The organism is Stappia sp. TSB10GB4 (genome assembly GCF_900185745.1).
Taxonomy (GTDB): domain Bacteria; phylum Pseudomonadota; class Alphaproteobacteria; order Rhizobiales; family Stappiaceae; genus Stappia.
This window is the reverse complement of the sequence record NZ_FYAV01000068.1, coordinates 1-26,854: the sequence shown is the minus strand read 5'-3', so window position 1 is coordinate 26,854 and position 26,854 is coordinate 1. Positions and strand designations below refer to the sequence as shown.

Below are 26,854 nucleotides of genomic sequence, written 5' to 3'. Positions count from 1 at the left end.
ATTTTGGATTTTTCGTCGAGCCGGACGACTGCCGCAAAGGGGAGAAAACGTCACAGTCGCTCCGAACCAGCGACAAAACAACGCATTCCATCGGCCAGAAAACCTTGCCCCGAAATCTTAGGTCAGGACCGCTAAAGCAGCGCGACGAGAGATTCTTCCGTCAGCGGCTTGCGCAGCAACACAGGGGGCAGGTCGTTGCCGAACAGATCATCGATGGCGCGGCGCGACTGCCCGCTGATGGCGATCAACCTCGGCGGTGTCGCCAGCCGCGCAAGCCAGCGAATGAGCTGGACGCCACTCACGCCCGGCAGGACGAGGTCGACGATGACGGTGTCCTGCGGTCCCGGAGGGGTGTGCTCGAAAAAGCTCTCGGCGTCCGGATACACCTCCACCTGGTGCCCGATCTCCCTGAGCAGCATTGCGAGCGAATCGCCCACCCCCGGATCGTCTTCGACGATATGGATAGTCACCGGTCCATTCCCGCCGCCCTGGCAGCTCCGATACGCGGCCCGGAATGAGCCGCCGATGGGCGACTATAGTTCTTCAGGGGCTTGGCGAAACTCCGGCGGAATACGGAAGCGCCGCGGCCAAGACCCCTGTCTGTTCGGACAAGCTATTCGTGGGAGAGAACGATGCGCACCAGATCGGCTGCGTTGCGCGCGCCGAGCTTCTCCATGATGCGGGCCCGGTGCACCTCGATGGTCCGCGGGCTGATGCCCAGCGTGCGGCCCGCCTCCTTGTTGGAGGCGCCGGCGGTGATCTCCTCCAGCACCTCCCGTTCGCGGGGGGTCAGCGTCTCGTTGCCCGGAAAGCTGCGCAGCGGCGGGCTGCCGGCGTCCGCCTGCTTGCGCTCGCTCACTTCGATCGCCTCGCGAACCCGCGTCACCACGGTCTCGGCATCGAACGGCTTCTCGATGAAATCGTGCGCGCCCTGCTTGATCGCCTCGACCGCCATGGGGATGTCGCCCTGGCCGGAGATCACGAAGACCGGTGGGGCGAACCGCTCCGCATGGAGACGGCGCAGGATCTCGATGCCGGACTGTCCGGGCATGTGCACATCGAGGATCACGCATCCGGGCCGGGAGCTCGGTCGCGCGACCTGATCCAGGAACGCCTCGCCGGTTTCGAACGAGGCCACGCTGTAGCCTTCCAACTCGAAGACGAGAGTCAACGCGTCACGAATCGCCGGATCGTCGTCGACGATATGGATCAGATGCGCAGTGGCACTCATGCCGTCTGTCCTCTTCTGCCAGGGGGCGCGTCCGCCTGGCCATCACGCGGTGGCGTGACTACCGGCAGGCGCAACACGAAGGCAGCTCCCCCTTCTCCACCATTGGGTTCGACGGCAAGATCGCCGCCGTGATTCTGAGCGATCGAGCGGGAGATCGTCAGGCCGAGGCCCAACCCACCCTTCTTGGCGCCGGAAAACGCCCTGAACAGGGTCGGCACGACTTCCGCCGGAACGCCGCCACCGGAATCGGTGATCCGAATCAGCATGTCCTCGCCGGCCGCAGCCGCCGTTATCCCGACACGCTTTACCGGAGCCTGTCGCACCGCGTCGAGCGCATTCCTTATCAGATTGACCAGGATCTGCTGGATCTGCACAGGATCGACGCTGAGGTCCGGGAGGCCCTCGCCGACTTCATTGACGATCTCGACGTCCCGGCAGTCGATGCCGAGCGTCACCAGTTCGAGGCACTCGCCGACCAGCCGCGAGACACATACCGGACGCCGCTCCGGATCGCGCTTTTCCACGAAGCGCCGCATGCGCTGGATGATCTGGCTGGCCCGCTCCGCCTCGCGCACGCCCTTGTCGACGATCTCGATCAGCTTGGTGTCGCGATGGTCGTCGCCGACCTTGCGCTTGGCCGCCTGCAGATAGAGCATGATCGCGGTCAGCGGCTGGTTCAGCTCATGGGCGATCGCCGCGCCCATTTCGTCCAGCGCGCTGATCCGGGTCATGCTGACCAGTTGCGCCTGGGCCTCGGCCAGCCGCCGTTCCACCGCCTTGCGCTGGCGCAGGTCGCGGATGATGCCGATGAACTGGCGCCCTTCCGGGGTCGCCGCCTCGCCGACGGAGAGCTCGATGGGAAACTCGGTGCCGTCGCGATGCATGCCGCGCACCTCGCGGCCGATGCCGATGATGCGCTTCTCTCCGGTCTCCAGGTAGTTGTGGACATAGCCGTCATGGGCGTGCGCGTAGTCGGCCGGCATCAGCACCTTGACGTTGCGCCCACGCACCTCCTCGGCGCTGTAGCCGAACAGGGTTTCGCAGGCCTTGTTGAAAAGCAGGATCCGGGCGCGCTCGTCCATCACGACGATGCCGTCCACCGCGGTGCCCAGCACGCTCTCGAGGCGCGCCTCGGATACACTGGGCACTGCTAATACCCTGGGATTATGCTCTTCATGCATGTCCGGCCCGATACGACGCGGTGTCCGACCCGGGAGGCGAACCAGATGTGACCGTTTCCGATCTGCTACGCAAAAATCCGTAGCGCAGAGTCGCGTGTGTCGTCAACGCGCTATCCAGTCGGCGAGTCGGTCGGCGGCTGTCTCCAACTGCCGCGCGGAGCGGGCGAAGCAGAGCCGCAGGAAGCCCTCGCCTGCCGCACCGAAGGCAATCCCCGGTGCCAGGCCGACACCGGTCTCGGCAACGATCCGCTTCGCCGTGTCGCGGCTGTCGGACTGTCCATCGATGCCGAAGAACAGGTAGAATGCCCCTTGCGGCGGGGCATAGCGGATGCGCCCGGTCGCCGCCAGCCGCGCCTCGACGATGGTCCGGCCGGCGCTGGCGCGCTGGCGCTGCAACGCCAGGAACTCCTCGCCCTCGTCGAGCGCTGCAAGCGCCGCATGCTGCATGAACTGGGCAACGCCCGAGGTGGAATACTGGATCAGGTTCTCCACCACCTGGCCCATCGCGGGCGGTGCGGACAGCCAGCCGATTCGCCAGCCGGTCATCGCCCAGTTCTTGGAGAAGGTGTTGACGTAGAGGATCAGGTCGTCCGGGTCCGACACGTCCATGAAGGACGGCGCGCGTGCAGCCTCCCCCTCCACGAAGCGGCTGTAGACCTCGTCGGCGACGATCCACAGGCCACGGCGGCGGACTTCTTCGAGGATGGCGGCCAGCGTCTCCTTGTCGGCCATCCAGCCGGTCGGATTGGACGGCGAATTCAGGTAGATCGCCCGGGTGCGCGGGGTGACCGCGGCAAACAGCCGGTCGATGTCGAGCGTCCAGCCGTTGGGCGAGAAGTCGAGCGGCACCGGGATCGCCCGGGCTCCCATGATGCCGATCGCCGCCGGAAAATTAGGCCAGGCCGGCTCGGGATAGATCACCTCGTCGCCGGCGCCGGCCACCGCCTGCACCGCCAGTTGGATCGCCTGCATCCCCGAACCGGTGACGAAATGGCGCTCCGCGCCCCAGTCGCGCCCGAAATGCCGCAGGTGATAGCGGGCCAGCGCCTCGCGCAGGGCCGGGATGCCGCGCTGATAGGTGTAGAAGGTCTCGCCCCGTGCCAGCGAGGCGTTGGCGGCCACGCGAATGAAGTCCGGCGTCGGCAGGTCGCCCTCGCCGACCCAGAGCGGGATCAGGTCGCCGCGCTCGCGCGCGAAATTCACCACCTCGACAATGCCGCTTTCGGGCGCCTCGCGCGCCTCCGGCCGCAGCGCGGACATCGCATCGATCATGACGGGATCAGTCTCTTCCGGAAAGGGGACGGCGGGCGCCTGCGCGCCCGCCCGGGGTGTCAGCGCGTCTTCAGCAGGTCGCGGATCTCGGTCAGCAGCACTTCCTCGCGGCTCGGTGCCGGCGGCTCCGGCGGTGCGGCGGGCTTCTCGTTGCGCAGCCGGTTGACCACCTTGACCACCATGAACAGGGCAAAGGCGATGATCAGGAACTTGATGATGGCATTGATGAAGAGGCCGAGGTTCCAGGTCACCGCGCCGGCCGCCGTGGCGGCCTCGATGGTCAGATAGGGTCCGGGCGCCGCGCCCTCGCTCAAGACCAGGAAAAGCTGGGAGAAATCGACGCCGCCGATCAGCAGGCCGATCGGCGGCATGATCACGTCGTCGACGAGCGAGGACACGATCGCTCCGAAGGCCGCGCCGATGACGATGCCCACCGCCATGTCGATCATGTTCCCCTTGACGGCGAACTCCTTGAATTCCTTCAGCATGCTGGCTCCATCCCGTGGCTGCCGGCACCGCGGAAGCGGCGGCCGAGGCGTGTCAGGTTGCAGCAGTCGGTTTAGCACGGCCTGCCGCCCCCGGAAATCTCCGTATTGCCGGCGCGCCGGCCGAGGCGTCCCCGACAAGCGGTCAATGGACAGCAGCCGGCAAACATGATCCGATCGGCGCAGCAGATTGGGAGGAATGCACCGCATGGTCGAAGGGTGGGTCGTCGTCGTCGCGGCGCTCGGCTACGTGCTTCTGCTGTTCGCCATTGCCAGCTATGGCGACCGCAAGGCGCGCTTCACCGCATCCGGCAATGGCCGGCCGATGATCTATGCCCTGTCGATCTCGGTCTACTGCACGTCCTGGACCTTCTTCGGCTCGGTCGGGACGGCGACCCGCAGCGGACTGGAATTCCTGACGATCTATATCGGCCCGATCCTGGTCTTCGCGCTCGGCTATCCGCTGCTGCGGCGGATCATCCGGCTCGCCAAGAGCGAGCGCATCACCTCCGTCGCCGACTTCATCGGCGCGCGCTACGGCAAGAGCCAGCCGGTCGCCGCCGTCGTCGCGATCATCGCGGTCGTCGGCATCGTCCCCTATATCGCGCTGCAGTTGAAGGCGGTGTCGCTGTCGGTGACCACGCTGATCTCCCATCTCGACCTCAAGACCGGCGAGACGGGCCTGCCCTTCTTCAACGACATCACCTTGATGATCGCCATCGGCATGGTGATCTTCGCCTGGGCCTTCGGCACCCGACATATCGACGCGACGGAGCACCAGGAAGGCCTGATGCTCGCCATTGCCGCCGAAGCGGTGGTCAAGCTGGTGGCCTTCCTCGCGGTCGGGGTCTGGGTCACCTATTCGCTCTATGACGGACCGGGCGACCTGTTCGCCGCAATGGCGGCCGATCCCAGGGTGGTGGAGGCCATGTCCGGCGAGCTGTCCGGCGGCAACTGGGTGGTGATGACGCTGCTGTCGAGCATCGCCGTCATTCTGCTGCCGCGGCAGTTTCACGTCACGGTGACCGAGAACAATTCCAGCGCGGAGCTGCGCCGCGCCACCTGGCTGTTCCCGCTCTACCTGGTCGCGATCAACCTGTTCGTCGTGCCGATCGCCGCCGCCGGCATGATCATGCTGGATCCGTCGGTCAACCCGGACTCCTACGTGCTCGCCCTGCCGCTGGCCGGCCACCACCCCTGGCTGGCGCTCTTCGCCTTCATCGGCGGCCTGTCGGCGGCGACCGCCATGGTGATCGTCGCCAGCGTCGCGCTCGCCATCATGATCTCCAACGACCTCGTCATGCCGATGGTGCTGCGCCGCTCCAGCGAGGATTCGATCATCGCCTCGCATGGCGAGGACATGAGCCGGCTGCTGCTGCTCACCCGCCGCGCGGCGATCTTCGTGACCCTGCTTCTCGCCTATGCCTACTACCGGGCGGCCGGAGACACGGCGGCGCTGACCTCCATCGGCCTGCTGTCCTTCGCGGCCATCGCCCAGTTCGCCCCGGCCTTCTTCGGCGGGCTCGTCTGGCGGCGGGGGACTGCGCGCGGCGCCATCGCCGGCATGCTGTCGGGCTTCGCCCTGTGGGTCTATACCCTGCTGCTGCCGACCTTCGCGCAGTCGGGCCTGATCCCGGTCACGCTGATCAACGACGGTCCCTTCGGCATCTGGCTGCTGCGGCCGCAGGCGCTGTTCTCGCTCGCCTTCGACCCGCTCACCCATGGCGTGTTCTGGAGCCTTGCGGCCAATATCGCCGCCTATGTCATCGTCTCGCTGGCCCGCGCGCCCGAACCGGTCGAGCGGCTGCAGGCCAATATCTTCGTGCCGTCCGAGCTGTCGCCGACGCCGGGCCTGCGCCTGTGGCGCACGTCGGTCACCGTCGGCGACCTGAAATCGACGATCGCGCGCTATCTGGGGGAGGAGCGCACCGACCGCTCGTTCCAGAGCTTCGCCCGCGAGCGCGGCCGCGACTTCGACCCCAACGCCACCGCTGACGCGCAGATCCTGCGGTTTTCCGAACAACTGCTGGCCAGTGCCATCGGCGCCGCCTCCTCGCGGCTGGTCCTGTCGCTGCTGGTCAAGCGCCGCGACCCCAGCGGCAAGGGCGCGCTGAAGCTGCTCGACGATGCCACCGTCGCCATCCAGTACAACCGCGACCTGTTGCAGACCGCGCTCGACCAGGTGCGCCAGGGCATCTCGGTGTTCGACCGCGACCTCAGGCTGATCTGCTGGAACCGGCAGTTCCGCGAGCTGCTCGGCCTGCCGGCGGAATACGGCCAGGTCGGCACGCCGCTCGACGCGATCATCCGCTTCAATGCGAAGCGCGGCGAGTTCGGCAGCGATCCCGTGGAAGTGATCGTCGGCGACCGCCTCGACAAGCTGGCGGTGCGGCACGAGACCTTCCAGGAGCACCTGACCGGCAGCAGTCTCGTGCTGGAAGTGCGCACCAGCCCGATGCCGGACGGAGGCATCGTCACCACCTATACCGACATCACCGAGCGGGTGCTCGGCGAGGAGGCGCTGGCAAAGGCCAACGAGACGCTGGAGCGGCGGGTGCGCGAGCGCACGCTCGAACTCACCCGCGTCAACGAGGAACTGACCCAGGCGAAGGCGCTGGCCGAGGAAGCCAATATCGGCAAGACCCGCTTCCTCGCCGCCGCCGGCCACGACATCCTGCAGCCGCTCAACGCTGCCCGGCTCTATGCCTCCAGTCTGACCGAGCGCTTCACGGAAGGCGAACTCAAGCACCTCGTTCAAAATGTCGGCGCCTCGCTGGAGTCGGTGGAGGAAATCATCGGCGCGGTGCTCGACATCTCGCGTCTCGACACCGGCGCCCTGAAGCCGGAGATCACCGTCTTCCGGCTGGAGGAAATCCTCAGCCCGCTGCGCACCGAATTCGAGCCGGTGGCGGAGGAGAAGAACCTGCGCCTCGTGATCCTTCCGACCAGTGCCAGCGTCCGTTCCGACCGCCGGCTGCTGCGCCGGCTGCTCCAGAACCTGATTTCCAACGCGATCAAATACACCCGCAGCGGCAAGGTGCTGGTGGGCGTCAGGCGCCGGCGCGGCAAGGTGGTGCTGGAGGTGTTCGACACCGGCATCGGCATTCCGCAATCGAAGCAGAAGCTGATCTTCATGGAGTTTCACCGGCTCGACGACGGCGCCCGCGAGGCACGCGGCCTCGGTCTCGGCCTGTCGATCGTCGAGCGCATCGCGCGGGTGCTCGACCATCCGGTGGCGCTTGTGTCCGATGCCGGGCGCGGCTCGCGCTTCTCCATCGAACTGCCGATGGCCGCCACCGTTCCCGCACTGGCGTCCCACCCTGCTCCCGCCCCGCAGAACGCTCCGCTCCAGGGGCTGCATGTGCTGGCGATCGACAACGAGCCGCAGATCCTCGACGGCATGCGGGTGCTGCTCACCGGCTGGGGCTGCAAGGTGACGACGGCGCTCGACGCGCGCGAGGCCGCCCGCAAGACCTTCGAGGCGGGCGAGCGGCCCGACGTGCTGGTCGTCGACTATCACCTGGACGAGGGCACGGGCGTCGAAGCCGTCGTGCAGCTTCGCTGGCGCTTCGGCATCGAGATCCCGGCCCTGCTGGTCACCGCCGACCGGAGCCAGGGCGTGCGCGCGGAAGCGGCGGGCAAGGACATCGAGATGCTCAACAAGCCGGTGAAGCCGGCGGCACTCAGGGCCTTTCTGTCTCGCGTGCGCAGCGCCGGGCGTCCGGCCGCCGCCGAGTGATCCGCGTCACGCCCGCGCTCCTGCATCCGTGCAAAGGCTTGCCTCATCCACGCCGATATTGTGGCTGCAGGTTGCTCCCGGCCCGGCACCAGGGGCCCCGGTCCGCCCCCGGGATTGCATGAGGAAGACCCAGATGACGAGACTGCTGACGCCCCTGCTCGCTGCAACGGCCCTGCTCTTGGCCGGCGCGGCCGCGCAGGCGGCCTGCGAGGCGGGCAAGGCCGGACAGGCTCTGAGCCCGGAGGAGCTGGCCGATGTCTATGACTGTCTCAAGGACGCCCTGCTCGAAGGCTACCGGCAGGGCGACAAGCGCTGGATCCCTGCCGACTATGTCGAAACCTACCGGTCCTGGGTCCCCGCCAGCGCCTATCCGGCCGCGTCCGGCTTTCACGGCGAGCGCCTGCTCGTCACCTATGTGAACGAGATCGGCGCGGACGAATACCTGCAGTTCAAGGAAACGGGTGTGGTCATGCCCGCCGGCAGCTTGCTTGCACTGGAATCCTTCGCCATCGACGAGCAGGGCCGCACCCAGCCCGGACCACTCTTCCTGATGGAAAAGGTCGAGGCGGGCCGCTCGCCGCAAACCGACGACTGGTTCTACATGGCGGTCTCGCCGAACGGATCGCCGATGGCGATGGACGTGATCTCCGCCTGCAGCGACTGCCATCAGAAGAGCTACGGCCATCAGGGCGGGGTCGGCTATCCGAGTCCCAGGGCCCGCGTCACGCCCTGAACTGCGGCCCGCCCCGCCAGGATTGCCCTGCCGGACCCGTCACCGCGCCTCCGCCGTCAGCCACTGTCCCTGCTCGATCTTGGCCGCCGCAATGACCGCCTGCGTCCGGCTTTCGACGCCGAGCTTCTGCAGGATCGCCGAGACATGCGCCTTTACCGTCGCCTCGGAGACGGCGAGTTCATAGGCGATCTGCTTGTTCAGCAGCCCTTCGGAGAGCATCATCAGCACACGGACCTGCTGCGGCGTCAGGGTCGACAGGCGCTGCGCCATGGCGCTCGCCTCGCTGTCGGCCTCACCGAGATCCACGTCGGGCGGCGTCCAGCTTCCGCCGGCCATCACCTGCGACACCGCCTCGCGGATCACGTCGATGCCGAGCGATTTCGGGATGAACCCGGACGCGCCCAGTTCCATGCAGCGGCGGATCGTTCCCGCATCCTCGCTGGCTGAGACGACGACCACGGGCACGCTCTGGTATTGCGCGCGCAGGTACATCAGCCCGGAAAATCCGCGCATGCCCGGCATCGCGAGGTCAAGCAGCAGCAGGTCGACCTCGCCGTGGCGTTCGAGTTCGGCGGCCGCATCCTCGAGCGTTCCCACCTCGGCGATCCCCGCTCCCGGATACAGAAGCTCGATGGTCTGGCGCAGCGCGCCGCGAAACAAGGGATGATCGTCCGCAACCACGAAGTGATACGTCGCGTTGTCCGGCACGCCGGTTTCCTCCATAAACGCTGACCGCGAGTCATCGTGCATCGCCCCCCTCAGGCCCTCCTCGACCCGATGGGCGCGCCACTTTCCTCCAGCGAGATCGCGGCACCGCTCCCCCCGACCGGCGCCTGCGGCTGACCGGCATTCACGGACATTATCGCCACAGGCCCGCTCCGCATCAAGCGACGGTTGCGGACACCTGCAAACAGCGTTTGCCGCTGGCGCTTTTGCGGTCCACGGGCAATCCTGCAAGATGTCGGGGCGCCCATACCGGCCGCCCCACGAATCGCATATCCAGAAGCGAACGCCTGTCGCGGCGCCGGAGGGCTCGAATGATCGGATACGGAAAGCAGGCAAGGGACCTGCCGGCGCGCCGCTGGCGGCGCACGGTCGGCCTTGCGGCCGTCACGATCGTCCTGCTCGCGGTTCTCGTTCTCGTCGTGCCCGCCTTTGCCGACCGTCTCAACGCCGTGATCGTCGCCGGATTTCCGCTCGGCTATTTCATGGCAGCGCAAGGCTCGCTCCTCCTCGCCCTGCTGCTGACCGTCTGGTTCATTTTCCGCCAGGAACGCCTCGACCACGAGGGAGGCGTTGCCGAGCCCGAACCGTTCGACGCCGGGGAGGAGTTCCGGTGAGGACGGACAAGTTCGCAAGTCATGCCGGGCAGCTTTACGGGATCGTTGCCGCCCTGCTGGCCGTCTTCATCGCCGGGCTGATCGTCCTGGAGCAGATCGGCGTCCCCGGCCCGATCATCGGCTTCCTGCTGGTGACCGCGACCCTTGCGCTCTATGCCGGCATCGCTGTCGCCAGCCGCACGGTGCACGTTGCCGACTACTATGTGGCGGGGCGCCAGGTTCCCGCGCTCTACAACGGCATGGCGACCGCCGCCGACTGGATGAGCGGCGCCTCCTTCATCGGCCTTGCCGGCACGCTCTACATGCTCGGCTTCGACGGCCTCGCCTACCTGCTCGGCTGGGTCGGCGGCTTCGTCCTTATCGCCGTGCTCATTGCGCCCTATCTGCGCAAGTTCGGCGCCTTCACCATTCCCGACTTCCTGGCGGCGCGCTTTGGCGGCCACGCGGCACGGCTCACCGGCGTCGCCGTGCTGTTCGCCTGTTCCTTCACCTATGTGGTGGCGCAGTTCTACGCCACCGGCCTGATCGCCTCACGCTTCCTCGGCATCTCCTTCGAGACCGGCGTCTATGTCGGCCTCGGCACGGTGCTGGTGTGCTCGCTGCTCGGCGGCATGCGGTCGGTCACCTGGACCCAGGCCGCGCAGTATCTGGTGCTGATCATTGCCTTCATGCTGCCGGTGGCGATCCTGTCCGCCCAGCATTTCGGCGTGCCGGTGGTCCAGTTCGCCTATGGCGAGGTGCTTGAGCAGATCGCCGCGCTGGAACAGCAGATGCTCGCCAGCGGCCTTGCCGATCCCGCCACGCTGGTGCGGCACCTCGTGCCGGGAGAGGCGCTCGACCGGCTGAACTTCACCGCCCTCATCGTCTGCCTGATGATCGGCACCGCCTCCCTGCCGCATCTGCTGATGCGCTTCCTCACCACGTCGAGCGTGCGCGATGCCCGCCGTTCCGCCGGCTGGAGCCTCGGCTTCATCCTCCTGCTCTATCTGACCGCGCCGGCCTATGCCGCCTTCGCCAAGCTGGAGGTCTACCAGAACGTCATCGGCGCCGGCCTGCAGGCGCTGCCCGACTGGATCTACAGCTATGGCCGGCTCGGGCTTGTCGAGATCTGCGGCCGCGCCGCGGCCTCGGCGGCGGCGGTGCGCGAGGCCTGCGCCGCCATGCCGGAGAACACCGGCGTGCTGCGCCTTGGCGACCTTGCCATCGACCGCGACGTCATCGTGCTGGCGCTGCCGGAGATCGCCGGGCTGCCCTATGTGATCGCCGGACTCGTCGCCGCCGGCGCGCTGGCCGCCACCTTGTCCACCGCCAACGGGCTGCTGCTGGCGATCGGCAACGCGCTCGGCCACGACGTCTATTACCGGGTGGTCGATGCCCGCGCCCCGGCGAGCCGCCGCCTGCTGGTCGCTCGTCTGTTCCTGCTGGCATCCGCCACCCTGGCAGCCGTCCTTGCCGCGAGCCGCCCCTCGGACCTGCTGTCGATGGTCGCCTGGGCCTTCTCGCTGGCTGCCGCCGGGTTCTTCCCGGCCCTGGTGCTCGGCATCTGGTGGAAGCGCTGCACGGCGGCGGGCGCGGTCAGCGGCATGCTCGCCGGGTTCGGCCTGACGCTCGCCTATCTGGTGCTGACGCAATATGGCGGCATGGCCGAGTGGTTCGGCATCCGCAACACGTCGGCGGCGATCTTCGGCCTGCCGGTCGGCTTCGCGGTCGCCATTCTCGTCAGCCTGCTCACCCCCGCCCCCTCGCGCCACGTCCAGGCGATGGTGGAGGAGTTCCGCAAGCCCGCCGGCCGGCCGGGAATGCTCGACGGCGCGCCGTAAGCTCCAGCGCCCCGGCGAGTTCCGGGGGACAGTGCCGAGGCCACCCCATGCCACAGGCGACAGCCGCAGGACTTCACGCTACCTTCCCCTCCCCACACGCCCCGTTCAGACGGACCCGACCATGACCGACGCGCTTTTTCCGCCCATCGACCCCTATCGCACCGGACAGCTTGCCGTCAGCGAGCTGCACACGCTGTATTTCGAGGAATGCGGCAATCCGCAGGGCATCCCCGTGGTGATGCTGCATGGCGGGCCCGGTGGGGGCGCAGGCGAGATCATGCGCCGCTTTCACGATCCCTCCCGCTACCGGATCGTCCTGTTCGACCAGCGCGGCTGCGGCCGCTCGACGCCGCATTCGGAGCTGCGCGAGAACACCACCTGGGATCTCGTCGCCGACATCGAGAGGCTGCGCGAGCATCTGGGCGTCGACCGCTGGCAGGTGTTCGGCGGCTCCTGGGGATCGACGCTGGCGCTGGCCTATGCGCAGACTCATCCCGAGCGGGTCACCGCGCTGGTTCTGCGCGGCATCTTCCTGCTCCGCCGGGCGGAATTGCTGTGGTTCTACCAGGAGGGCGCAAGCTGGCTCTATCCGGACCTGTTCGCGCCATTCCGCGACCTGATCCCCGAGGACGAGCGCACCGACATGATCTCCGCCTATCACCGGCGCCTCACCGGCCTGGACGAGGCGATGCAGTTCGAGGCGGCGACACGCTGGGCCCGCTGGGAAGGCTCCACCCTCTCGGTCCTGCGCGACCCGGCGCGCGAGGCGGCCTTCTCCGATCCGCACTATGCCCATGCCTTCGCCCGCATCGAGACGCATTACTTCGTCAATGGCGGCTTCCTGACCCATGACGACCAGTTGCTGCGCAATGTCGGGCGGATCCGCCATATTCCGGCGGTCATCGTGCACGGCCGGCATGACGTGGTGACGCCGGCGAAGAATGCCGTCGACCTTGCCGCCGTCTGGCCCGAGGCGGAATTGAAGATCATCGAGGACGCCGCGCACGCGGCCAGCGAGCCGGGCATCGTCGCGGCCCTGGTCGAGGCTTGCCGCAAGTTCGCGGACGGTTGACGGCGGAGCCGGCTCAGGTGCCCAGATAGCGCAGCGTCAGGCTGCGCTGCTGGCTGTCGCGCCGGTGCTCCACCAGATAGACCTCCTGCCAGGTGCCGAGGTCCAGCCGCCCGGCCACCACCGGCACCCGCAGGCTGACGCCGGTCAGCATGGTCTTCACATGCGCCGGCATGTCGTCGGGTCCTTCCGAGCGGTGGCGCCAGCCGGCATCCTCCGGCGCGAGCCGCGCCAAGGCGTCGAGCAGGTCGGCCTGCACGTCCGGATCGGCGTTCTCCTGGATGGTCAGCGAGGCCGAGGTGTGCCGGAGAAACACCGACAGCTCGCCGTCGCGGGCATTCTGCTCGGCCAGCCAGGCCCCGAGGCTGCGGCCGATGCCGTAGAAGCGCTGTCCCGTGGTCGCGACCATCAGCCGCCCCATGCGCTGGCGCAGGTCGAGCCCGTCGTCCTCGAAGGTCCAGGTTTCAAAGGTCGGGTTGCGATAGCTCTGCCGCATGGTTCCGCCTGCCTCACCACGGGGACGGAGTATGCAGTCAGTGCCTGTCGCACGCAAGGCGGGCAAATCGGCGGTGACCGCCCCCTCTCTCGTCGGACCTGCCGATAGATCAATGGCTTTAACGGGTTGGGGCTTGGCAGGGGGGTGTCATGCCAGTAGCCTGCGCGTTGGAATCTTCCTTCAGGCACGACAGGCAGACGGGGCGCCAGGCGACATGGCCGCAGACCAATCTTGCACCACGCCCTTCGGAGAGGTCTCCGCACAGACGCGGGCCTTCAACCGCGACCTGCTGCGGCGCCTGAGCCTGTTGCCGGACCAGTGGTCCTACCCGCCCTCGGTGATCCGCGAACGACGGGCGGAAGGGCTTGGCCCCTTCCCGCGGCCGCCCCGCTCGCCGCATGCGCGCGACATCGCGATTCCCGGTCCCCATGGCGAGGTGCGCCTGCGCATCCTGGAGCCGAGGACGCGCCTGTCCACCGGCGCCTATCTGCACCTGCATGGCGGCGGCTGGACCTTGGGCGCGGCCGACGAGCAGGACCCGCGCCTTGCCGAGATCGCCGAGGCGACGGGCCTCACCGCCGTCTCCTGCGACTACCGGCTGGCGCCCGAGCATCCCTATCCGCAAGGGCCGGACGACTGCGAGGCGGCGGCGGCCTGGGTGCTGCGCGAGGGAGAAAAGCTGTTCGGCGGCAACCGGTTCGCCATCGGCGGCGAATCGGCCGGCGCGCACCTTGCCGCCACCGTGCTGCTGCGGCTGCGCGGACACACCGGCCTGCCCTCGCGCTTCGGTGCCGCCGTGTTCGCCTGCGGCTGCTTCGACCTGCGGCTGACGCCGAGCGCCCGCGCCTGGGGCGACGACAAGCTGGTGCTCAACACCCGCGACCTGAAGATGTTCGTCCGCCACTATCTGGCGCAGGGCGATGACCCGGCGGATCCCGACATCTCGCCGCTGCTCGCCGATCTTTCCGGGCTGATACCGGCGCATTTCGTCGTCGGCAGCGCCGATCCCCTGCTCGACGACACGCTGTTCATGCAGGCCCGCTGGACGGCGGCCGGCAACCCGGCCGAACTCGCCGTCCATCCGGGAGGCTGCCACGTCTTCCAGCATTTCGATCTGGAGATCGCCCGGGCGAGCAACCGGGCGGTCGAGGACTTCCTCGTCCGCAGCCTCGCCTTGGCCTGACCCTTTCCATCCAGTCCCACATGCTCCCGAGGAGCCGATCATGCCTGCCTTCGAGACATTGTTTTCCTTCGTGAACTGCTGGGAATGCGATGAGAACGATCATCTCAACGTCCAGTTCTACCTGGCGCGCTTCGACGAGGCCGACCGCCAGTTTCGCCTGCTGACGGGCTTGAGCGACGCGCTCGCCGGCGTCCGTCGCGCCCGGCATGTGCGCTATCACGCGGAGCTCTATTCCGGCGACACGCTGGTCATGACCAGCCACATTGCCTTCGACGGCCCCTACATGCTCACGGTGGTGCACGAATTGCGGCGCACCATCGACGGCGCCCTCGCGGCGACCGCGGTCGACGGCTATGCCCCATCGGACCAGATGGCGCGCGAGTTGCGCAAACGCTTCGACGACGCCGCCGCGCCGATGCCAGACGCCGCCCTGCCGCGCGGCCTGGCGACGACGCCCGAGGCGACCTCGCTCACTGCCCGCCAGGTCGAGGCCACCGGCGGCGCCCTCACCCATCGGGCGACGGTTCTGCCCCGCCATATCGGGCCGGACGGACGCGCCGAGGACGCCTTTGCCCTCGCCTGTTTCAGCGAGGCCGCCCCGCATCTGTGGAACCGCACGCCGATGACCGAGGCCTGGCTCGAGGCGCGCGACCTCGGCCGCGTCGCCGTCGAGATGAAGCTCGTCTGGACCAGTCCGCTGAAGCTCGGCGACACGGTGATGACGCTCAGCGGGGTGACCGGCGCGGCGGCCTCGACCTTCTCGTTCCGCCACTATCTGTTCGAGGCGCGCGCGAACCGGCTGGCACTGATCTGCGACGTGGTCGCGCTGACCATGAGCCTGAAGACGCGGCGGGCCGTCCGGCTCGAGGATCAGGTGCGCGGCGCCATCGTCAAGGACGCGATGAAGAGATGACGGCCCGACGATGAAGCGGCCGCCTCCGCGGCCGCTTCATCGGGCGAAGCTGTCATATTCCTCGCGCAGGGTCTTCATCAGCCCGAAGAAGCGGCGCATCGCCCGTTCGGTGAAGTCCATCGCCCGGTCGATCTCCTGCTCCTCCTCCGGGGTCAGGGCATGTCTGCCGCTGCCGCCGGGGGCCGCGCGTGGCTTGCCCTCCTCCAGCGCCGGCTCGCCGGCCTTTTCGGCCAGGCGCCGGTTTTCCGTGCGCAGGCTCGCCACCTCGTCGGACAGGCGCGCGATCTCCTGTTCCAGAACGATCTGGGCATCGGGCACCAGAACGCAGCGCCAGCCCTCCTCGCGCTTGAGGCATTGAGCGATGCGCCCGCTCTGGCGGTCGAGCCGCAGGAAGCTGTCGCCGGCCGGCGACAGCACGTAGCGGTCGGGGTCGACATCAGGCCGATCACCGGACTGCGCCAGCGCCACAAGAGGACTGACGGCGAAACCGAATGCCAGGCAGAATGCTATCCTCTTCATATCGCTCTCCGCGGGTCGGAACCGAGTAGCGTGGTAGCGGACCGGCATGGCGAAAGCGCGGCAGCAGGCCGCGCGATCACGGCAGTTCGAAGGGCGGCCGGCCGCTCTCCAGGGCCTCCTCCAGCAGGCCCAGCCGGTCCTGTCCCCAGAACACTTCGCCGTTCAGCACATAGCTCGGCGACCCGAACACGCCCTCGGCAAGGGCCTGGGCATGGTGCGCTTCATAGCGCTCGACGGTCGTCTTCTCGCCCGCCTGGCCGATCACCCGCTCCGGATCGAGACCGAGGCCCGCGAGAATCTCGACATGCACCGCTTCCTCGGCAATGTCCTTCTCGTTCACCCACAGCGCTTCGAACGCGGCCTGCGAATAGGCGGAAACCGGCCCGCCATCGACGGCCAGCGCCACGGCAATCCTGTCGGCAAGCTCCGGATTGACCGGAAAATACGCCGGCTGCAGCGTCAGCGGCAGCTTGCGATGGGCGCGCCAGCGCTGCAGTTCGATGAGCCGGTAGGCCTGTCGCATCGGGTGGCGCCGGGCCAGCGGCAGGCCGCCGCTCTCGGGAAAGACGGCAGCCAGCGACACCGGCCGAAAGCGCACCGCATGGCCGAGCCTATCCGCCATCTCCAGAAAGGTCGTGTGCCCCAGATAGGCCCAGGGCGAGGCGTGGGTATAATAATAGTCGATGACACGTTGCATGCGCTGCGGACCTCGCTCGGGACTCGTTGCGAGGCACCCTGCGACGGGACGGTCCGGCAATCAAGTGACCTCGGGCCACGCCGCGGGAATATCACGTTGCGGCAGAGACCTCGTCCTGCGGCAGCAGGGCCAGCAGCGTCTCGATCCGGTCCGCTTCCGCCGGCGGCTTGTCCCAGCGCAGCCGCGCCACGCGGGGAAAGCGCATCGCCAGACCGGACTTGTGGCGGGGGGAGCGGTTCAGTCCCTCGAAGGCGACCTCGATCACCAGCCCCGCCTGCGGCTCGTGGCGAACCTCGCGCACCGGGCCGAAGCGGTTGATCGTGTTCTGGCGCACGAAGCGGTCGATCTCCAGCAGTTCCTCGTCGGTGAAGCCGAAATAGGCCTTGCCGACCGGCACGAGCTCGGCCCCCTCTCCGCCCTCTCGCCAGACCCCGAATGTGTAGTCGGAATAATAGGAGGAACGCTTGCCGTGGCCGCGCTGCGCATACATCAGCACCGCGTCGACACGGAAGGGATCGCGCTTCCACTTGTACCACTGGCCCTTCGGCCGGCCCGGCACATAGGCTGCGTCCCAGCGCTTCAGCATCAGGCCCTCGATCGCCGCCGCATCCTCGCCCTCGTGATGGTCGGCCGGTGCCTCGCGGGCCCGGGCCAGCGCCTGCCAGTTGGGTGAGGGCACCAGCGGCGACAGATCGATGCGCGGATGGTCGAGCTCGCCGAGAAACCGCTCCAGCAGCGCCCGGCGCTCGCGGAAGGGCCGCTCGCGCAGATCCTCGCCGCCGAGTGCCAGCAGATCATAGGCCCGGATCGCCGCCGGCAGTTCGCGCATCAGCTTCGCCGAGACGGTCTTGCGGTTGAGGCGCTGCTGCAGGGCGTTGAAGCTCTGGGCGATGCCGTCGATCACCACCAGCAGTTCGCCGTCGAGCGAGGCATCGAAGTCGAGCGTCTCCACCAGATCCGGAAAGGCGGCCGAAATGTCGTCGCCCGTCCGGCTGTAGAGCCGCCGGCGCAGGCGCCCGTCCCGCCCCTTCGACGCGGCGGCCTGCACGCGGATGCCGTCCCATTTCCACTCGGCTGCGAAGTCGGCCGTATCCAGCGCCTCGATGTCGCGCGGCTCCAGCGGATGCGCCAGCATCGCCGGGCGGAACGGCACCGGATCGTCGGTTTGCGGCGGCTCCCCCTCGCCCAGCGCCCAGGCGAACAGGCCGTCATAGGGCGGCGACATCCCGTGCCAGACCTGTTCGATATCGTCCGCCTGCAATGGGCCGAGCGCGGCGACCGCCGTCTTGGCAAGGCGCACGGAGACGCCGACGCGCAGGCCCCCGGTCACCAGCTTCAGCAGCGCCCAGCGGCCGGTCTCGTCGAGCGCATCGAGCCATCCGGCGATCATGCCGGGCGCCTCGCCGCGCCCGGCCTGCTGCAGCCGCTGCACCACCTCGGGCAATTCCGGCGGCGCGATCTCCTCACCTTCCGCCGCCGGCCAGATCAGCGCGATGGTCTCCGAAAGGTCGCCGACGAAGTCGTAGGAGAGCTCGAACAGATGCGGATCGACCCGCTCGGCCACCAGCGCCCGCAGCATCGCCGGCTTGGCATGGCGGAAGCTGAGACCGCCGGTCAGCGCGGCGAGCGCCAGGCCCCGCGCCGGGTCGCTCTCGCTGCGGAAATAGTCCGCCATCAGCGCGAGCTTGGCGGACCGGCGCGGCTCGAAGGACAGCCTGTCCAGCAGGGCGGCGAAACGCTGCATCGTCCCTCTAAGGATCCCTCAGGGCTCGTTGACGATCATGGCAATCCGCCAGGCATCGCCGTCATAGATCAGATGGTAGTGGCAGGTGAACTCGATCACCGGCTCGCCGTCGGCGTCCGACTGGGTCCAGGTGAGCGTCGCCATGGCGGCATCGCCCTCCACATGGGCGGAGAGAATGTCGAAGGCCGAGGTCACCACCCCTTCCTTTTCCAGCGCGGCGAACAGCGTCTCGATATTCTCGAGCAGTTCCTCCTCGTCCTGGAAGACATTGCCCTTGCCGAACTGCCAGATCACCGCCGGATAGGCGAAGCAGTCGGCCACCCCTTCCGCGTCGTAGTCCTCGAAGGACTCGCGATAGTCGTCGAACAGATCGAGAAGATCCTCGTCGTAACCCTCGTCCGGCTCCGCCAGACCGTCCGGTTCCCGCTGCTCTTCGCTCATGTCTCGCTCCCGATCCCGGCGGCCGTTTCCGCCGCCTTGCCCTTGCCTGCCGGCTCCGCCGCATCGCCCTCGTCGCCATAGCCGAGGAGGTTGAGCGGACGGGCGGCCAGCCCCTGCTGCCGGCACCAGTGGACGAGAGCGTCCTCGGCGCCATGCGTAACCCATATCTCGCCGGCCCCGGTCTGCGCCACCGTCTCCCGCAGACCGTCCCAGTCCGCATGATCGGAGATCACCAGCGGCAGTTCGGCGCCGCGCTGGCGGGCGCGCGCCCGCACCCGCACCCAGCCGCTGGCAATGGCCGTCACCGGGTCGCCGAAGCGCCGGGCCCAGCGGTCGGCAAGCTGCCCCGGCGGGCACAGCACGATCTCGCCGGCCAGTTCCTTCGCCTGCCGCCCGACCGGCTCGAGGCTGCCGAGGTCGATCCCTTGCGCCTGATAATAGGCACAAAGCCGCTCCAGCGCCCCGTGCAGGTAGATCGTGCGCCCGTAACCGGCGGCGCGCAGTTCGGCGATCACCCGCTGCGCCTTGCCGAGCGAGTAGGCGCCGACGAGATGCGTCCGCTCCGGAAACAGCGACAGGCTCTTCAGCAGCTTGCCGATCTCCTCGGCGGCCGGCGGATGACGGAACACCGGCAGGCCGAAGGTCGCCTCGGTGACGAAGACTTCGCAGGCCAGCAGCTCGAACGGAGCGCAGGTCGGGTCGGCCTGGCGCTTGTAGTCGCCGGAGACGACGGTGCGCATGCCCTGCGCCGTCTCGATCCTCACCTGCATGGAGCCGAGCACATGGCCGGCCGGATGGAAGGAGACGCGCACCTCGCCGATGCGCAGGACCTCGCCCGGCCGGGCTTGCTGGCGCCTGCCGGCGAAGTCCTCGCCATAGCGGATCGCCATGATGTCCAGCGTCTCGCGCGAGGCCAAGACGGCGCCATTGCCGGGACGCGCATGGTCGGCATGGCCATGGGTCACCAGCGCGCGCTCGACGGGACGCACCGGGTCGATATGAAACCCGCCGGCCGGACAGTAGAGTCCCTCCGCCGTCAGGGTCAGCACGTCGCCGCCGGCGGTCCCGGCGGAAGAGGAAGCCTCACGCATCATCTTTCCTATGTAGGGGCGTTCGGGGCGGTTGGGAATGGATCGCGGCTCGACGAACAGACACGGAACAACTATGTCTGAAGCCGATGGATGCCACCGCGCCGCCCCTGCTGCCGGAACGTTTCTCCCGCTGGTTCGAAAGCCGCGGCTGGAGCCCGCGCGCGCATCAGCTCGAACTGTTGGAGACCGCGCGCACGCGGCGCTCGGTGCTCCTCATCGCCCCGACCGGCGCCGGCAAGACGCTGGCCGGCTTCCTGCCGAGCCTCGTCGCCCTGTCGCAGCGCCCGCGCCGCAAGCCGGGGGCGGCCGGCGCGCGGCAAGGCGTCCACACGCTCTATATCTCGCCGCTGAAGGCGCTGGCGGTGGACATTGCCCGCAATCTGGAGGCTCCGGTCGCCGGGATCGGCCTCGACATCCGCATCGAGACCCGCACCGGCGACACGCCGGCGCACAAGCGGCAGCGACAGAAGCAGGTCCCGCCCGACATCCTGCTGACGACGCCGGAGCAGATCGCCCTGCTGCTGTCGGATGCGCAGGGACGCGAGATGCTGGCCGACGTGGACACGGTGATCCTCGACGAACTGCATGCGCTGGTCACCTCCAAGCGCGGCGACCTGCTGGCGCTCGGCCTTGCGGCGCTGCGCCGGATCGCCCCGTCCCTGCGCTCAATCGGCCTGTCGGCGACCGTTGCCGAGCCGGACGACCTGCGCGCCTGGCTGGTGCCGCAGCGCGAGGGCGCGCCCCGCGCGCTCTCCGATCTCGTCACGGTGGCAGGCGGGGCCGAGCCCGACATCACCATCCTCGACAGCGACGAGCGGCTCCCCTGGTCGGGGCACTCGGCCCGCCATGCGGTGCCCGACATCTACCGGATCATCGCCCGGCATCGGACCTCGCTGGTCTTCGTCAACACGCGCTCGCAGGCCGAGATGCTGTTCCAGGCGCTGTGGCACGCCAACGAGGACAACCTGCCCATCGCCCTGCATCACGGCTCACTCGACGTCGGCCAGCGGCGCAAGGTCGAGGCGGCGATGGCCTCCGGTGCCCTGCGCGCCATCGTCTGCACCTCCTCGCTCGACCTTGGCATCGACTGGGGCGATGTCGATCTCGTCATCAATGTCGGCGCGCCGAAGGGGGCGAGCCGCCTTGCCCAGCGCATCGGCCGCGCCAATCACCGCATGGACGAGCCCTCGCGCGCCATCCTGGTGCCGGCCAACCGGTTCGAGGTGCTGGAGTGCAAGGCGGCGCTCGACGCCTCGCGCTGCGGAAAACAGGACACGCCGCCGCTTCGCAAGGGCACGCTCGACGTGCTTGCCCAGCATGTGCTCGGCTGCGCCTGCGCCGGCCCGTTCGACCCGCTGGAGCTGTTCGACGAGATCCGCTCGGCCGAGACCTATCGCGACCTCACCTGGGAGCGGTTCGAGCAGGTGGTCGATTTCGTCGCCACCGGCGGCTATGCGCTCAGGACCTACGACCGCTACGCGAGGCTGAAGCGGCAGCCGGACGGGCGCTTTCGCCTGTCGCACCCCAAGGTCGCCCAGCAATACCGGCTCAATGTCGGCACCATCGTCGAGGCGCCGATGCTCAAGGTCCGCCTGGTGCGCTCGAAGTCGGAAGGCCGGCGCACGCCGATCGGCCGCGGTGGGCGCATGCTCGGCGAGATCGAGGAATGGTTCGTCGAACAGCTCGCCCTCGGCGACACGTTCCTGTTCGCCGGCGAGATCCTGCGCTTCGAGGGCCTGCGCGAGAACGAGGCCTATGTCTCGCGTGCCCGCGCCGAGGCGCCGAAGATCCCGTCCTACCAGGGGGGCAAGTTTCCGCTCTCCACCTATCTCGCCGCCGGCGTGCGGGCGATGCTCGCCGACCCGGCGAGCTGGCGGGAGTTGCCGGACCAGGTGCGCGAGTGGCTGGAGATCCAGAAGCTGCGTTCGGCGCTGCCGCGCCCCGACGGGCTGCTGGTCGAGACCTTCCCGCGCGCGGACAAGCACTATCTCGTCTGCTACCCGTTCGAGGGGCGGCTCGCCCACCAGACGCTCGGCATGCTGCTGACCCGGCGGCTGGAGCGGATCGGCGCCCAACCCATGGGTTTCGTCGCCAATGACTACGCGCTGGCCGTGTGGGGGCTGGCCGACCTCGACGCCCTGATGATGCGCGGCCAATTGTCGCTCGACCAGCTTTTCGACGAGGACATGCTGGGCGACGATCTCGACGCCTGGCTGGCGGAATCGAGCCTGATGAAGCGCACCTTCCGCACCTGCGCGGTGATCGCCGGGCTGATCGAGCGGCGCCATCCGGGCCAGGAAAAGAGCGGTCGGCAGGTTACGGTCTCCGCCGATCTGATCTATGACGTGCTGCGTCGGCACGAGCCGGACCACATCCTGCTGCAGGCGACCTTCGCGGACGCGGCGACAGGACTTCTGGATATCTCCAGATTGGGCGAACTTCTTGCCCGAATTCGGGGGCGAATCGCGCATACTCCGCTTGCGCGGGTTTCGCCGCTTGCCGTTCCGGTGATGCTGGAGATCGGCAAGGAACCCGTGTTCGGCGAGGCGCAGGAAGCGCTTCTCGCAGGGGCCGCTGGCGATCTGGTCAAGGAGGCTATGGAGTGAGGCCGTTTCTTGCCCGCAACGAAGCGCGACGCTTTGCACCCGTGTGTCACGACATCTCCATCGCGGGCGAAATCGTCGGCCTTCACGACAGCGGTGCCATGTGGTGGCCGGACGAGCACACGCTCGTCGTCGCCGACCTGCACTTCGAGAAAGGCTCCTCCTTCGCCCGCAAGGGGCTGATGCTTCCCCCCTACGACACGGCCGCGACGCTGGAAAAACTGGCCGAGGCCATCGATGCCTTCCAGCCGACGCGGGTGATCGCCCTCGGCGACAGCTTCCACGACCGGGAAGGCTCCGACCGGCTTCCGGTCGCCTACCGGGCGATGCTGACGACATTGCAGCTCGGGCGGGAGTGGATCTGGGTCACCGGCAATCACGATCCCATCGCCCCGGTCGGCCTGTGCGGCGAGACGGTGGAGGAGGTCGCGCTCGGCGGACTCGTCTTCCGCCACGAACCTCACGGCGACGCGCCGCTGGGCGAGATCGCCGGGCATCTGCATCCGGCCGCCCGCATCCGCCGCTATGGCCGCAGCGTGCGCCGGCCGTGCTTCGCCACCGACGGCACCCGGCTGGTGCTGCCCGCCTTCGGCGTCTTCACCGGCGGCCTCAACGTCCTCGACGAGGCTTGGGGGCCGTATTTCCCGGCGCGCGAATTCTCCGTCTTCATGCTCGGCGAAGGCCGGCTCTATCCCTTCACCGCCACCCGCCTCGTCGCCGACTGACGGCGTGCGCGGCCCGGCCTGCGCGGCGAGGCATGCGGTTGTGGTCCCGGCCGCCTCAGTCGCGGCGGAAGATCACGCCGGCCAGCCAGCCGGTGAACACCGCCAGCAGCACGGCCAGCAGGCCGTAGGCCGCCGAATACTGGTGCGCGAACCAGTGGGTGTGCTGCTCGAAGCCGGTCTTGGCGACGCGCAGCGGCAGTTCCTGCTCGGCCAGCAGCGTGCCGCCCTGCAGCAGATAGACCGTCACCCTGTAGTCGCCGACCGGGATGTTGGCCGGCAGCGGCACCGACGTGCGGAACAGCGACTCGCTCAGGAAATCGATGACGCCATAGCGTTCCGCATAAAGCCCGCTGGCAAGGCGCAGGCGCAGGAAGGCGGCGCGGAAATTGCTGCGGTCGCCGATCGGCACATTGGAGGCGCGCGCGATCCGCAGGTTGAGGTAGCGCAGGCCGATGCGGTGCTCCTCCAGCAGCGGACGCGGCGCCAGTTCATGGGCGGGCCGGGTCGTGTGCACGGCGAGGAAGCTCGGCACGTCGGCGAAGACCTCCGAATCCCGGTTCACCCAGATGCCGAGAAAGCGCCCCTTGCGGCGGGTCGTGACATCGGTTTCCGGACCGGAGACGATCACCGCGATGTCGTAGGCATCCGGCCGGCCGACGGTCGCCGCGTCGCGGGCGATCTCGCCGAAGACGACGATGTTGGTGCCGGTGTAATTGGACTCGATGCGCACCACATCGGCCGACAGGGCCGAGACCAGGCTCTCCGCCCGCACGGCGCCGCCCGCCAGCGCCAGCGCCGCCGCCAGCGCTGCAAGCGCAGGAACCAGGCGCAGGACGAAGCGCGGCAGGGCGAGGCGACGGCCGGTCATTGCGCCGGCTCCAGGATCGGGGCCGCATCGACCGCATAGAGCTCGTCGGGTTCGACCAGCAGGTTCACCGCGAAGCGGACGCCGACGCTCAGCACCAGCAGCGCCAGCAGCAGGCGCAACTGGTCGCCGCGCAGCTTCTGGCCCATGCGCGCGCCGAACTGGGCGCCGATGACGCCGCCGACCATCAGCAGCAAGGCCAGCACGATGTCGACCGACTGGGTCGACATCGCATGCAGCACGGTCGCCGCCGCCATGGTCACCAGGACCTGCAGCAGCGAGGTGCCGATGACGATGTTGGTCGGCACCCGCAGAAGATAGATCAGCGCCGGCACCATCATGAAGCCGCCGCCGATGCCGAGCACCGCGCCGAGGAAGCCGATGATCGCGCCGAGCCCGATGATCGGGATGACGCTGACATAGAGGCGCGAGCGGTAGAACCGCATCTTCAGCGGCAGGCCGTGCACCCAGTTGTGCTGGCCGGGCCGGCGCGCCGTCACGATGGCGCCCGAGCGCCGCCGGGCCATGGCGCGCAGCGACTCGAACAGCATCAGCCCGCCGATGGTGCTGAGGAAGGTGACGTAGGACAGCGAGATGACAAGGTCGAGCTGGCCGACCGTCTGCAGGATGCCGAACAGCCAGACGCCGAACGCCGAGCCCAGCACACCGCCGATCAGCAGCACCCAGGCGAGCTTGAAGTCGATCATCTGGCGCCGCCAATAGGCGACGACCCCGGAGGTCGACGAGGCGACGATCTGACTGGCGACGGTGGCGACGGAGATGGCCGGCGGTATGCCTGAGAAGATCAGCAGCGGAGTGAGCAGGAAGCCGCCGCCGATGCCGAACAGGCCCGACAGGAACCCCACGGCGCCGCCCATCCCGAACACCATGAACATGTTGATCGGCAATTCGGCGATGGGCAGGTAAACTTGCACGGCACACCGGCGGATTGGCCGCCCGTCCCCGACCGGCGGCGTGAAGATTGACGAAATGACCCGCTGCGTCCGCTGCCCGTGGCAGGCAAACGCGCAGCCCCCCCGGAAGCCCATGCTTTTCCAGAGGATAAAGCCTGCGACCTTCCCTTGTGTCAACGTGAAACGGGCAAAAGCGCGCCGCACCCTTTCCCGTCCCCGTCCGGTCTCCCGCCTGGATGCGGCGGGAGGTGCCGGATCAGATCGATTCCCCGGCCAGCGCCTTCACCAGTTCCGGCGAGATCGTGCCGGTCACCGGCAGGCCGCTGGCCTCCTGGAACGCGCGCACCGCCTCGCGGGTGCGCGGTCCGGCCTGGCCGTCCGGCGTGCCCGGATCGTAGCCCCGCTCGGCCAGCAGCTTCTGCACGCTCATCACCAGTTCGCGCGGGTCGGCCGCAACGCTGGCGCGCGGGGCCTCGACCTCCGCCGGCACGCTCCAGGCCGGGTTGAACTCCACCTGGTTGGCCGACATGGCGCGCGGCGCTTCCTTCCAGGTCTCGACGGCGATGCGCGCCTCGGCCAGTTGCTCGCGCGAGAGCATGTTGGCCAGTTCGTCGCGCTTGTTGCCGGCGTCCCGGTCGCCCTGGCGGGCGGCAAGGGCGAACCACTTGTAGCTTTCCACCAGGTTCTTCTCGAGGCCGAGCCCCCGGGCATAGAGAATGCCGAGATTGTACTGGCTGTCGGCCAGGCCGAAATTGGCGGCCTTCTTGAACCAGTAGGCGGCGTCGTTGAACTCCGGCGTGCCGGACGGTCCCTCGGCATAGAGCACGGCGAGGTTGTGCGCGGCCTTGGCGTTGCCCTGCTCGGCGGCGCGGCGATACCAGTCGCGCGCCGTCTCCAGGTTCTTCTCCACCCCGCGCCCCTTCTCGTAGAGGCTGCCGAGGCGGTACTGGGCGGGGGCAAGGCCTGCATCGGCGGCCTTGCGATAGTAGCTGGCAGCCAGTTTCAGGTCCGGCTGCACGCCGGTGCCTTCCGTGTAGTTGACGGCGATGGCGAAGAGCGCGGCCGGATCGCCGCTGGCCGCCGCCTGGCGCAGCGCGATCGGGCCGGCTTCCGCCGGGATGCCGCCGATGGCAGCGCCCGGCGCCGAAGCGGGCGGCAGCGCCGCGATGTCGAGCGAGGCCGGAGCGCTGCCCGGTGCCTGGAATTGCGACCCGGGAAGCGGCGCGGCAAGCGCGCCGGGCGCGGCCGAAAACCCGTCGCCCGACAGTGCGGGAGGCGCGAAGGCGAAATCGGGCGTCGGCTCGCCGGCAATGCCGCTGCCGTCCGCCGCCGCCGGCCTGTCCGCGTCGGCGGGCGCCTCGGCCTGCGGCATCGTATCCTGCGCGACGGCCATCCTGTCCGGCGGAGCCGCCTCGGAGGCTGCGCGCGCCAGGGCATCGGCGCTCGCGACCTGCGCAGCGGGCTCGCCGGCGGCGATGGCGGCGGGGGCCTCGGCCGTCGTCTCGATGGCCGGCGGAGAGGCGAGCGCCGCAACGTCGCGGTCACCCGGCGAGACCAGCTTGAAGATCTGCAGGGCGCCGACGGCGATGATGACGGCGGCGGCGGCCAGCATCACGGCGCGGCGGCCGCCGGCGGAAAACAGCCTGCCGCCGCCCTTGGCGCCGGCCTCGTCCGCATCCGCCTCGGCGGGAGCGGCGGCTCGCATGTCGGCGCGCAGGTCCTCGGCCAGATCCTCCGCCAGGTCCTCGCGGCGGCTGCGCGGCGTGTCGGCGCGCGGGCCCTCGCGGCGGTCG

24 protein-coding genes are annotated in these 26,854 nt (G+C 68.7%); 9 read left to right on the top strand and 15 right to left on the bottom strand.

Features of this window, described 5'->3' with window-relative positions; all coding sequences use genetic code 11:
* Positions 1–131: 131 nt before the first annotated feature.
* The 5 genes from TSB10GB4_RS19410 to mscL all read right to left on the bottom strand — a co-directional run bounded on the left by TSB10GB4_RS19410 (position 132) and on the right by mscL (position 4,172).
* A complete protein-coding gene (locus TSB10GB4_RS19410; protein WP_186385869.1) occupies positions 132–470 on the bottom strand; it encodes a response regulator in 339 nt (112 codons plus the stop codon).
* Between the two features lie 143 nt (positions 471–613).
* The gene (locus TSB10GB4_RS19405; protein WP_186385868.1) at positions 614–1,231 is read right to left on the bottom strand and encodes a response regulator transcription factor; all 618 of its coding nucleotides are present in this window, start codon (positions 1,229–1,231) and stop codon (positions 614–616) included.
* Positions 1,228–2,379, bottom strand: coding sequence for a PAS domain S-box protein (locus tag TSB10GB4_RS19400; RefSeq protein ID WP_244570970.1), 1,152 nt, complete (start codon positions 2,377–2,379; stop codon positions 1,228–1,230). The genes TSB10GB4_RS19405 and TSB10GB4_RS19400 overlap by 4 nt, the downstream gene beginning before the upstream one ends.
* Positions 2,380–2,514: 135 nt before the next feature.
* Positions 2,515–3,681: a pyridoxal phosphate-dependent aminotransferase gene (locus tag TSB10GB4_RS19395; RefSeq protein WP_371328920.1), complete on the bottom strand. Its 1,167-nt coding sequence runs from the start codon at positions 3,679–3,681 to the stop codon at positions 2,515–2,517.
* 62 nt (positions 3,682–3,743) lie between these two features.
* On the bottom strand, positions 3,744–4,172 hold the full coding sequence (gene mscL / locus TSB10GB4_RS19390) for a large-conductance mechanosensitive channel protein MscL (protein ID WP_186385866.1): 429 nt from the start codon (positions 4,170–4,172) through the stop codon (positions 3,744–3,746).
* 205 nt (positions 4,173–4,377) lie between these two features.
* On the opposite strand from mscL, the gene TSB10GB4_RS19385 reads away from it, so the two are divergent.
* Positions 4,378–7,908: a PAS domain-containing hybrid sensor histidine kinase/response regulator gene (locus TSB10GB4_RS19385; protein WP_186397100.1), complete on the top strand. Its 3,531-nt coding sequence runs from the start codon at positions 4,378–4,380 to the stop codon at positions 7,906–7,908.
* Positions 7,909–8,041: 133 nt separating this feature from the next.
* The gene (locus TSB10GB4_RS19380; protein ID WP_186397099.1) at positions 8,042–8,641 is read left to right on the top strand and encodes a hypothetical protein; all 600 of its coding nucleotides are present in this window, start codon (positions 8,042–8,044) and stop codon (positions 8,639–8,641) included.
* Between the two features lie 39 nt (positions 8,642–8,680).
* Here TSB10GB4_RS19380 and TSB10GB4_RS19375 read toward each other — a convergent pair whose 3' ends face one another.
* The gene (locus TSB10GB4_RS19375) at positions 8,681–9,364 is read right to left on the bottom strand and encodes a response regulator (protein ID WP_186397111.1); all 684 of its coding nucleotides are present in this window, start codon (positions 9,362–9,364) and stop codon (positions 8,681–8,683) included.
* A 314-nt stretch (positions 9,365–9,678) separates the two neighbouring features.
* Between TSB10GB4_RS19375 and TSB10GB4_RS19370 the strand changes: the two genes are divergently transcribed.
* From TSB10GB4_RS19370 to pip, 3 genes are all read left to right on the top strand, one after another.
* Entirely contained in the window at positions 9,679–9,981 is a 303-nt protein-coding gene (locus tag TSB10GB4_RS19370) for a DUF4212 domain-containing protein (RefSeq protein ID WP_186397098.1), read from the top strand.
* Positions 9,978–11,801 (top strand): sodium:solute symporter family protein, encoded by a 1,824-nt coding sequence (locus tag TSB10GB4_RS19365; protein WP_186397097.1) that lies wholly within the window; start codon positions 9,978–9,980, stop codon positions 11,799–11,801. Before TSB10GB4_RS19370 ends, TSB10GB4_RS19365 begins: the two co-directional genes overlap by 4 nt.
* Positions 11,802–11,922: 121 nt before the next feature.
* Positions 11,923–12,873: a prolyl aminopeptidase gene (gene pip, locus TSB10GB4_RS19360; protein ID WP_186397096.1), complete on the top strand. Its 951-nt coding sequence runs from the start codon at positions 11,923–11,925 to the stop codon at positions 12,871–12,873.
* Between the two features lie 13 nt (positions 12,874–12,886).
* On the opposite strand, the gene TSB10GB4_RS19355 is transcribed toward pip, so the two are convergent.
* Entirely contained in the window at positions 12,887–13,366 is a 480-nt protein-coding gene (locus tag TSB10GB4_RS19355; RefSeq protein ID WP_244292864.1) for a secondary thiamine-phosphate synthase enzyme YjbQ, read from the bottom strand.
* 214 nt (positions 13,367–13,580) lie between these two features.
* On the opposite strand from TSB10GB4_RS19355, the gene TSB10GB4_RS19350 reads away from it, so the two are divergent.
* Together TSB10GB4_RS19350 and TSB10GB4_RS19345 are read left to right on the top strand one after the other, a co-directional pair.
* Positions 13,581–14,549, top strand: a complete 969-nt coding sequence (locus TSB10GB4_RS19350; RefSeq protein ID WP_186397095.1) for an alpha/beta hydrolase — start codon at positions 13,581–13,583, stop codon at positions 14,547–14,549.
* 40 nt (positions 14,550–14,589) lie between these two features.
* Entirely contained in the window at positions 14,590–15,462 is an 873-nt protein-coding gene (locus TSB10GB4_RS19345) for a thioesterase family protein (protein WP_186397094.1), read from the top strand.
* A gap of 36 nt (positions 15,463–15,498) precedes the next feature.
* Here TSB10GB4_RS19345 and TSB10GB4_RS19340 read toward each other — a convergent pair whose 3' ends face one another.
* The 5 genes from TSB10GB4_RS19340 to TSB10GB4_RS19320 all read right to left on the bottom strand — a co-directional run bounded on the left by TSB10GB4_RS19340 (position 15,499) and on the right by TSB10GB4_RS19320 (position 19,954).
* Positions 15,499–15,981: a hypothetical protein gene (locus TSB10GB4_RS19340; RefSeq protein WP_186397093.1), complete on the bottom strand. Its 483-nt coding sequence runs from the start codon at positions 15,979–15,981 to the stop codon at positions 15,499–15,501.
* Between the two features lie 76 nt (positions 15,982–16,057).
* Positions 16,058–16,678: a 2-hydroxychromene-2-carboxylate isomerase gene (locus TSB10GB4_RS19335; RefSeq protein ID WP_186397092.1), complete on the bottom strand. Its 621-nt coding sequence runs from the start codon at positions 16,676–16,678 to the stop codon at positions 16,058–16,060.
* Between the two features lie 91 nt (positions 16,679–16,769).
* Entirely contained in the window at positions 16,770–18,422 is a 1,653-nt protein-coding gene (locus tag TSB10GB4_RS19330) for a cisplatin damage response ATP-dependent DNA ligase (RefSeq protein ID WP_186397091.1), read from the bottom strand.
* A gap of 18 nt (positions 18,423–18,440) precedes the next feature.
* Entirely contained in the window at positions 18,441–18,863 is a 423-nt protein-coding gene (locus TSB10GB4_RS19325; protein ID WP_186385854.1) for a DUF4440 domain-containing protein, read from the bottom strand.
* Positions 18,860–19,954: a ligase-associated DNA damage response exonuclease gene (locus tag TSB10GB4_RS19320; protein ID WP_186397090.1), complete on the bottom strand. Its 1,095-nt coding sequence runs from the start codon at positions 19,952–19,954 to the stop codon at positions 18,860–18,862. The genes TSB10GB4_RS19325 and TSB10GB4_RS19320 overlap by 4 nt, the downstream gene beginning before the upstream one ends.
* A 77-nt stretch (positions 19,955–20,031) precedes the next feature.
* Between TSB10GB4_RS19320 and TSB10GB4_RS19315 the strand changes: the two genes are divergently transcribed.
* Together TSB10GB4_RS19315 and pdeM are read left to right on the top strand one after the other, a co-directional pair.
* Positions 20,032–22,560, top strand: a complete 2,529-nt coding sequence (locus TSB10GB4_RS19315; protein WP_186397110.1) for a ligase-associated DNA damage response DEXH box helicase — start codon at positions 20,032–20,034, stop codon at positions 22,558–22,560.
* Between the two features lie 41 nt (positions 22,561–22,601).
* Positions 22,602–23,282, top strand: coding sequence for a ligase-associated DNA damage response endonuclease PdeM (gene pdeM / locus TSB10GB4_RS19310; protein ID WP_256376597.1), 681 nt, complete (start codon positions 22,602–22,604; stop codon positions 23,280–23,282).
* Between the two features lie 55 nt (positions 23,283–23,337).
* Here the strand turns inward: pdeM and TSB10GB4_RS19305 are convergent, their stop codons facing one another.
* From TSB10GB4_RS19305 to TSB10GB4_RS19295, 3 genes are all read right to left on the bottom strand, one after another.
* Complete coding sequence (locus TSB10GB4_RS19305; RefSeq protein ID WP_186397089.1) at positions 23,338–24,150, bottom strand: TIGR02186 family protein; 813 nt, start codon at positions 24,148–24,150, stop codon at positions 23,338–23,340.
* Positions 24,147–25,082: a sulfite exporter TauE/SafE family protein gene (locus tag TSB10GB4_RS19300; RefSeq protein WP_186397088.1), complete on the bottom strand. Its 936-nt coding sequence runs from the start codon at positions 25,080–25,082 to the stop codon at positions 24,147–24,149. Before TSB10GB4_RS19300 ends, TSB10GB4_RS19305 begins: the two co-directional genes overlap by 4 nt.
* A gap of 235 nt (positions 25,083–25,317) precedes the next feature.
* A partial coding sequence (locus TSB10GB4_RS19295) for an SEL1-like repeat protein (RefSeq protein WP_186397087.1) occupies positions 25,318–26,854 on the bottom strand: 1,537 nt, incomplete at its 5' end.

Excerpts from the sequence above, each read along its gene's own strand:
- TSB10GB4_RS19405 (WP_186385868.1), bottom strand. The coding sequence starts at position 1,231 with ATGAGTGCCACTGCGCATCTGATCCATATCGTCGACGACGATCCGGCG.
- mscL (WP_186385866.1), bottom strand. The coding sequence starts at position 4,172 with ATGCTGAAGGAATTCAAGGAGTTCGCCGTCAAGGGGAACATGATCGAC.
- TSB10GB4_RS19385 (WP_186397100.1), top strand. The coding sequence starts at position 4,378 with ATGGTCGAAGGGTGGGTCGTCGTCGTCGCGGCGCTCGGCTACGTGCTT.
- TSB10GB4_RS19380 (WP_186397099.1), top strand. The coding sequence starts at position 8,042 with ATGACGAGACTGCTGACGCCCCTGCTCGCTGCAACGGCCCTGCTCTTG.
- TSB10GB4_RS19375 (WP_186397111.1), bottom strand. The coding sequence starts at position 9,364 with ATGGAGGAAACCGGCGTGCCGGACAACGCGACGTATCACTTCGTGGTT.
- TSB10GB4_RS19370 (WP_186397098.1), top strand. The coding sequence starts at position 9,679 with ATGATCGGATACGGAAAGCAGGCAAGGGACCTGCCGGCGCGCCGCTGG.
- pip (WP_186397096.1), top strand. The coding sequence starts at position 11,923 with ATGACCGACGCGCTTTTTCCGCCCATCGACCCCTATCGCACCGGACAG.
- TSB10GB4_RS19355 (WP_244292864.1), bottom strand. The coding sequence starts at position 13,366 with ATGCGGCAGAGCTATCGCAACCCGACCTTTGAAACCTGGACCTTCGAG.
- TSB10GB4_RS19350 (WP_186397095.1), top strand. The coding sequence starts at position 13,581 with ATGGCCGCAGACCAATCTTGCACCACGCCCTTCGGAGAGGTCTCCGCA.
- TSB10GB4_RS19345 (WP_186397094.1), top strand. The coding sequence starts at position 14,590 with ATGCCTGCCTTCGAGACATTGTTTTCCTTCGTGAACTGCTGGGAATGC.
- TSB10GB4_RS19340 (WP_186397093.1), bottom strand. The coding sequence starts at position 15,981 with ATGAAGAGGATAGCATTCTGCCTGGCATTCGGTTTCGCCGTCAGTCCT.
- TSB10GB4_RS19335 (WP_186397092.1), bottom strand. The coding sequence starts at position 16,678 with ATGCAACGTGTCATCGACTATTATTATACCCACGCCTCGCCCTGGGCC.
- TSB10GB4_RS19330 (WP_186397091.1), bottom strand. The coding sequence starts at position 18,422 with ATGCAGCGTTTCGCCGCCCTGCTGGACAGGCTGTCCTTCGAGCCGCGC.
- TSB10GB4_RS19325 (WP_186385854.1), bottom strand. The coding sequence starts at position 18,863 with ATGAGCGAAGAGCAGCGGGAACCGGACGGTCTGGCGGAGCCGGACGAG.
- TSB10GB4_RS19320 (WP_186397090.1), bottom strand. The coding sequence starts at position 19,954 with ATGCGTGAGGCTTCCTCTTCCGCCGGGACCGCCGGCGGCGACGTGCTG.
- TSB10GB4_RS19305 (WP_186397089.1), bottom strand. The coding sequence starts at position 24,150 with ATGACCGGCCGTCGCCTCGCCCTGCCGCGCTTCGTCCTGCGCCTGGTT.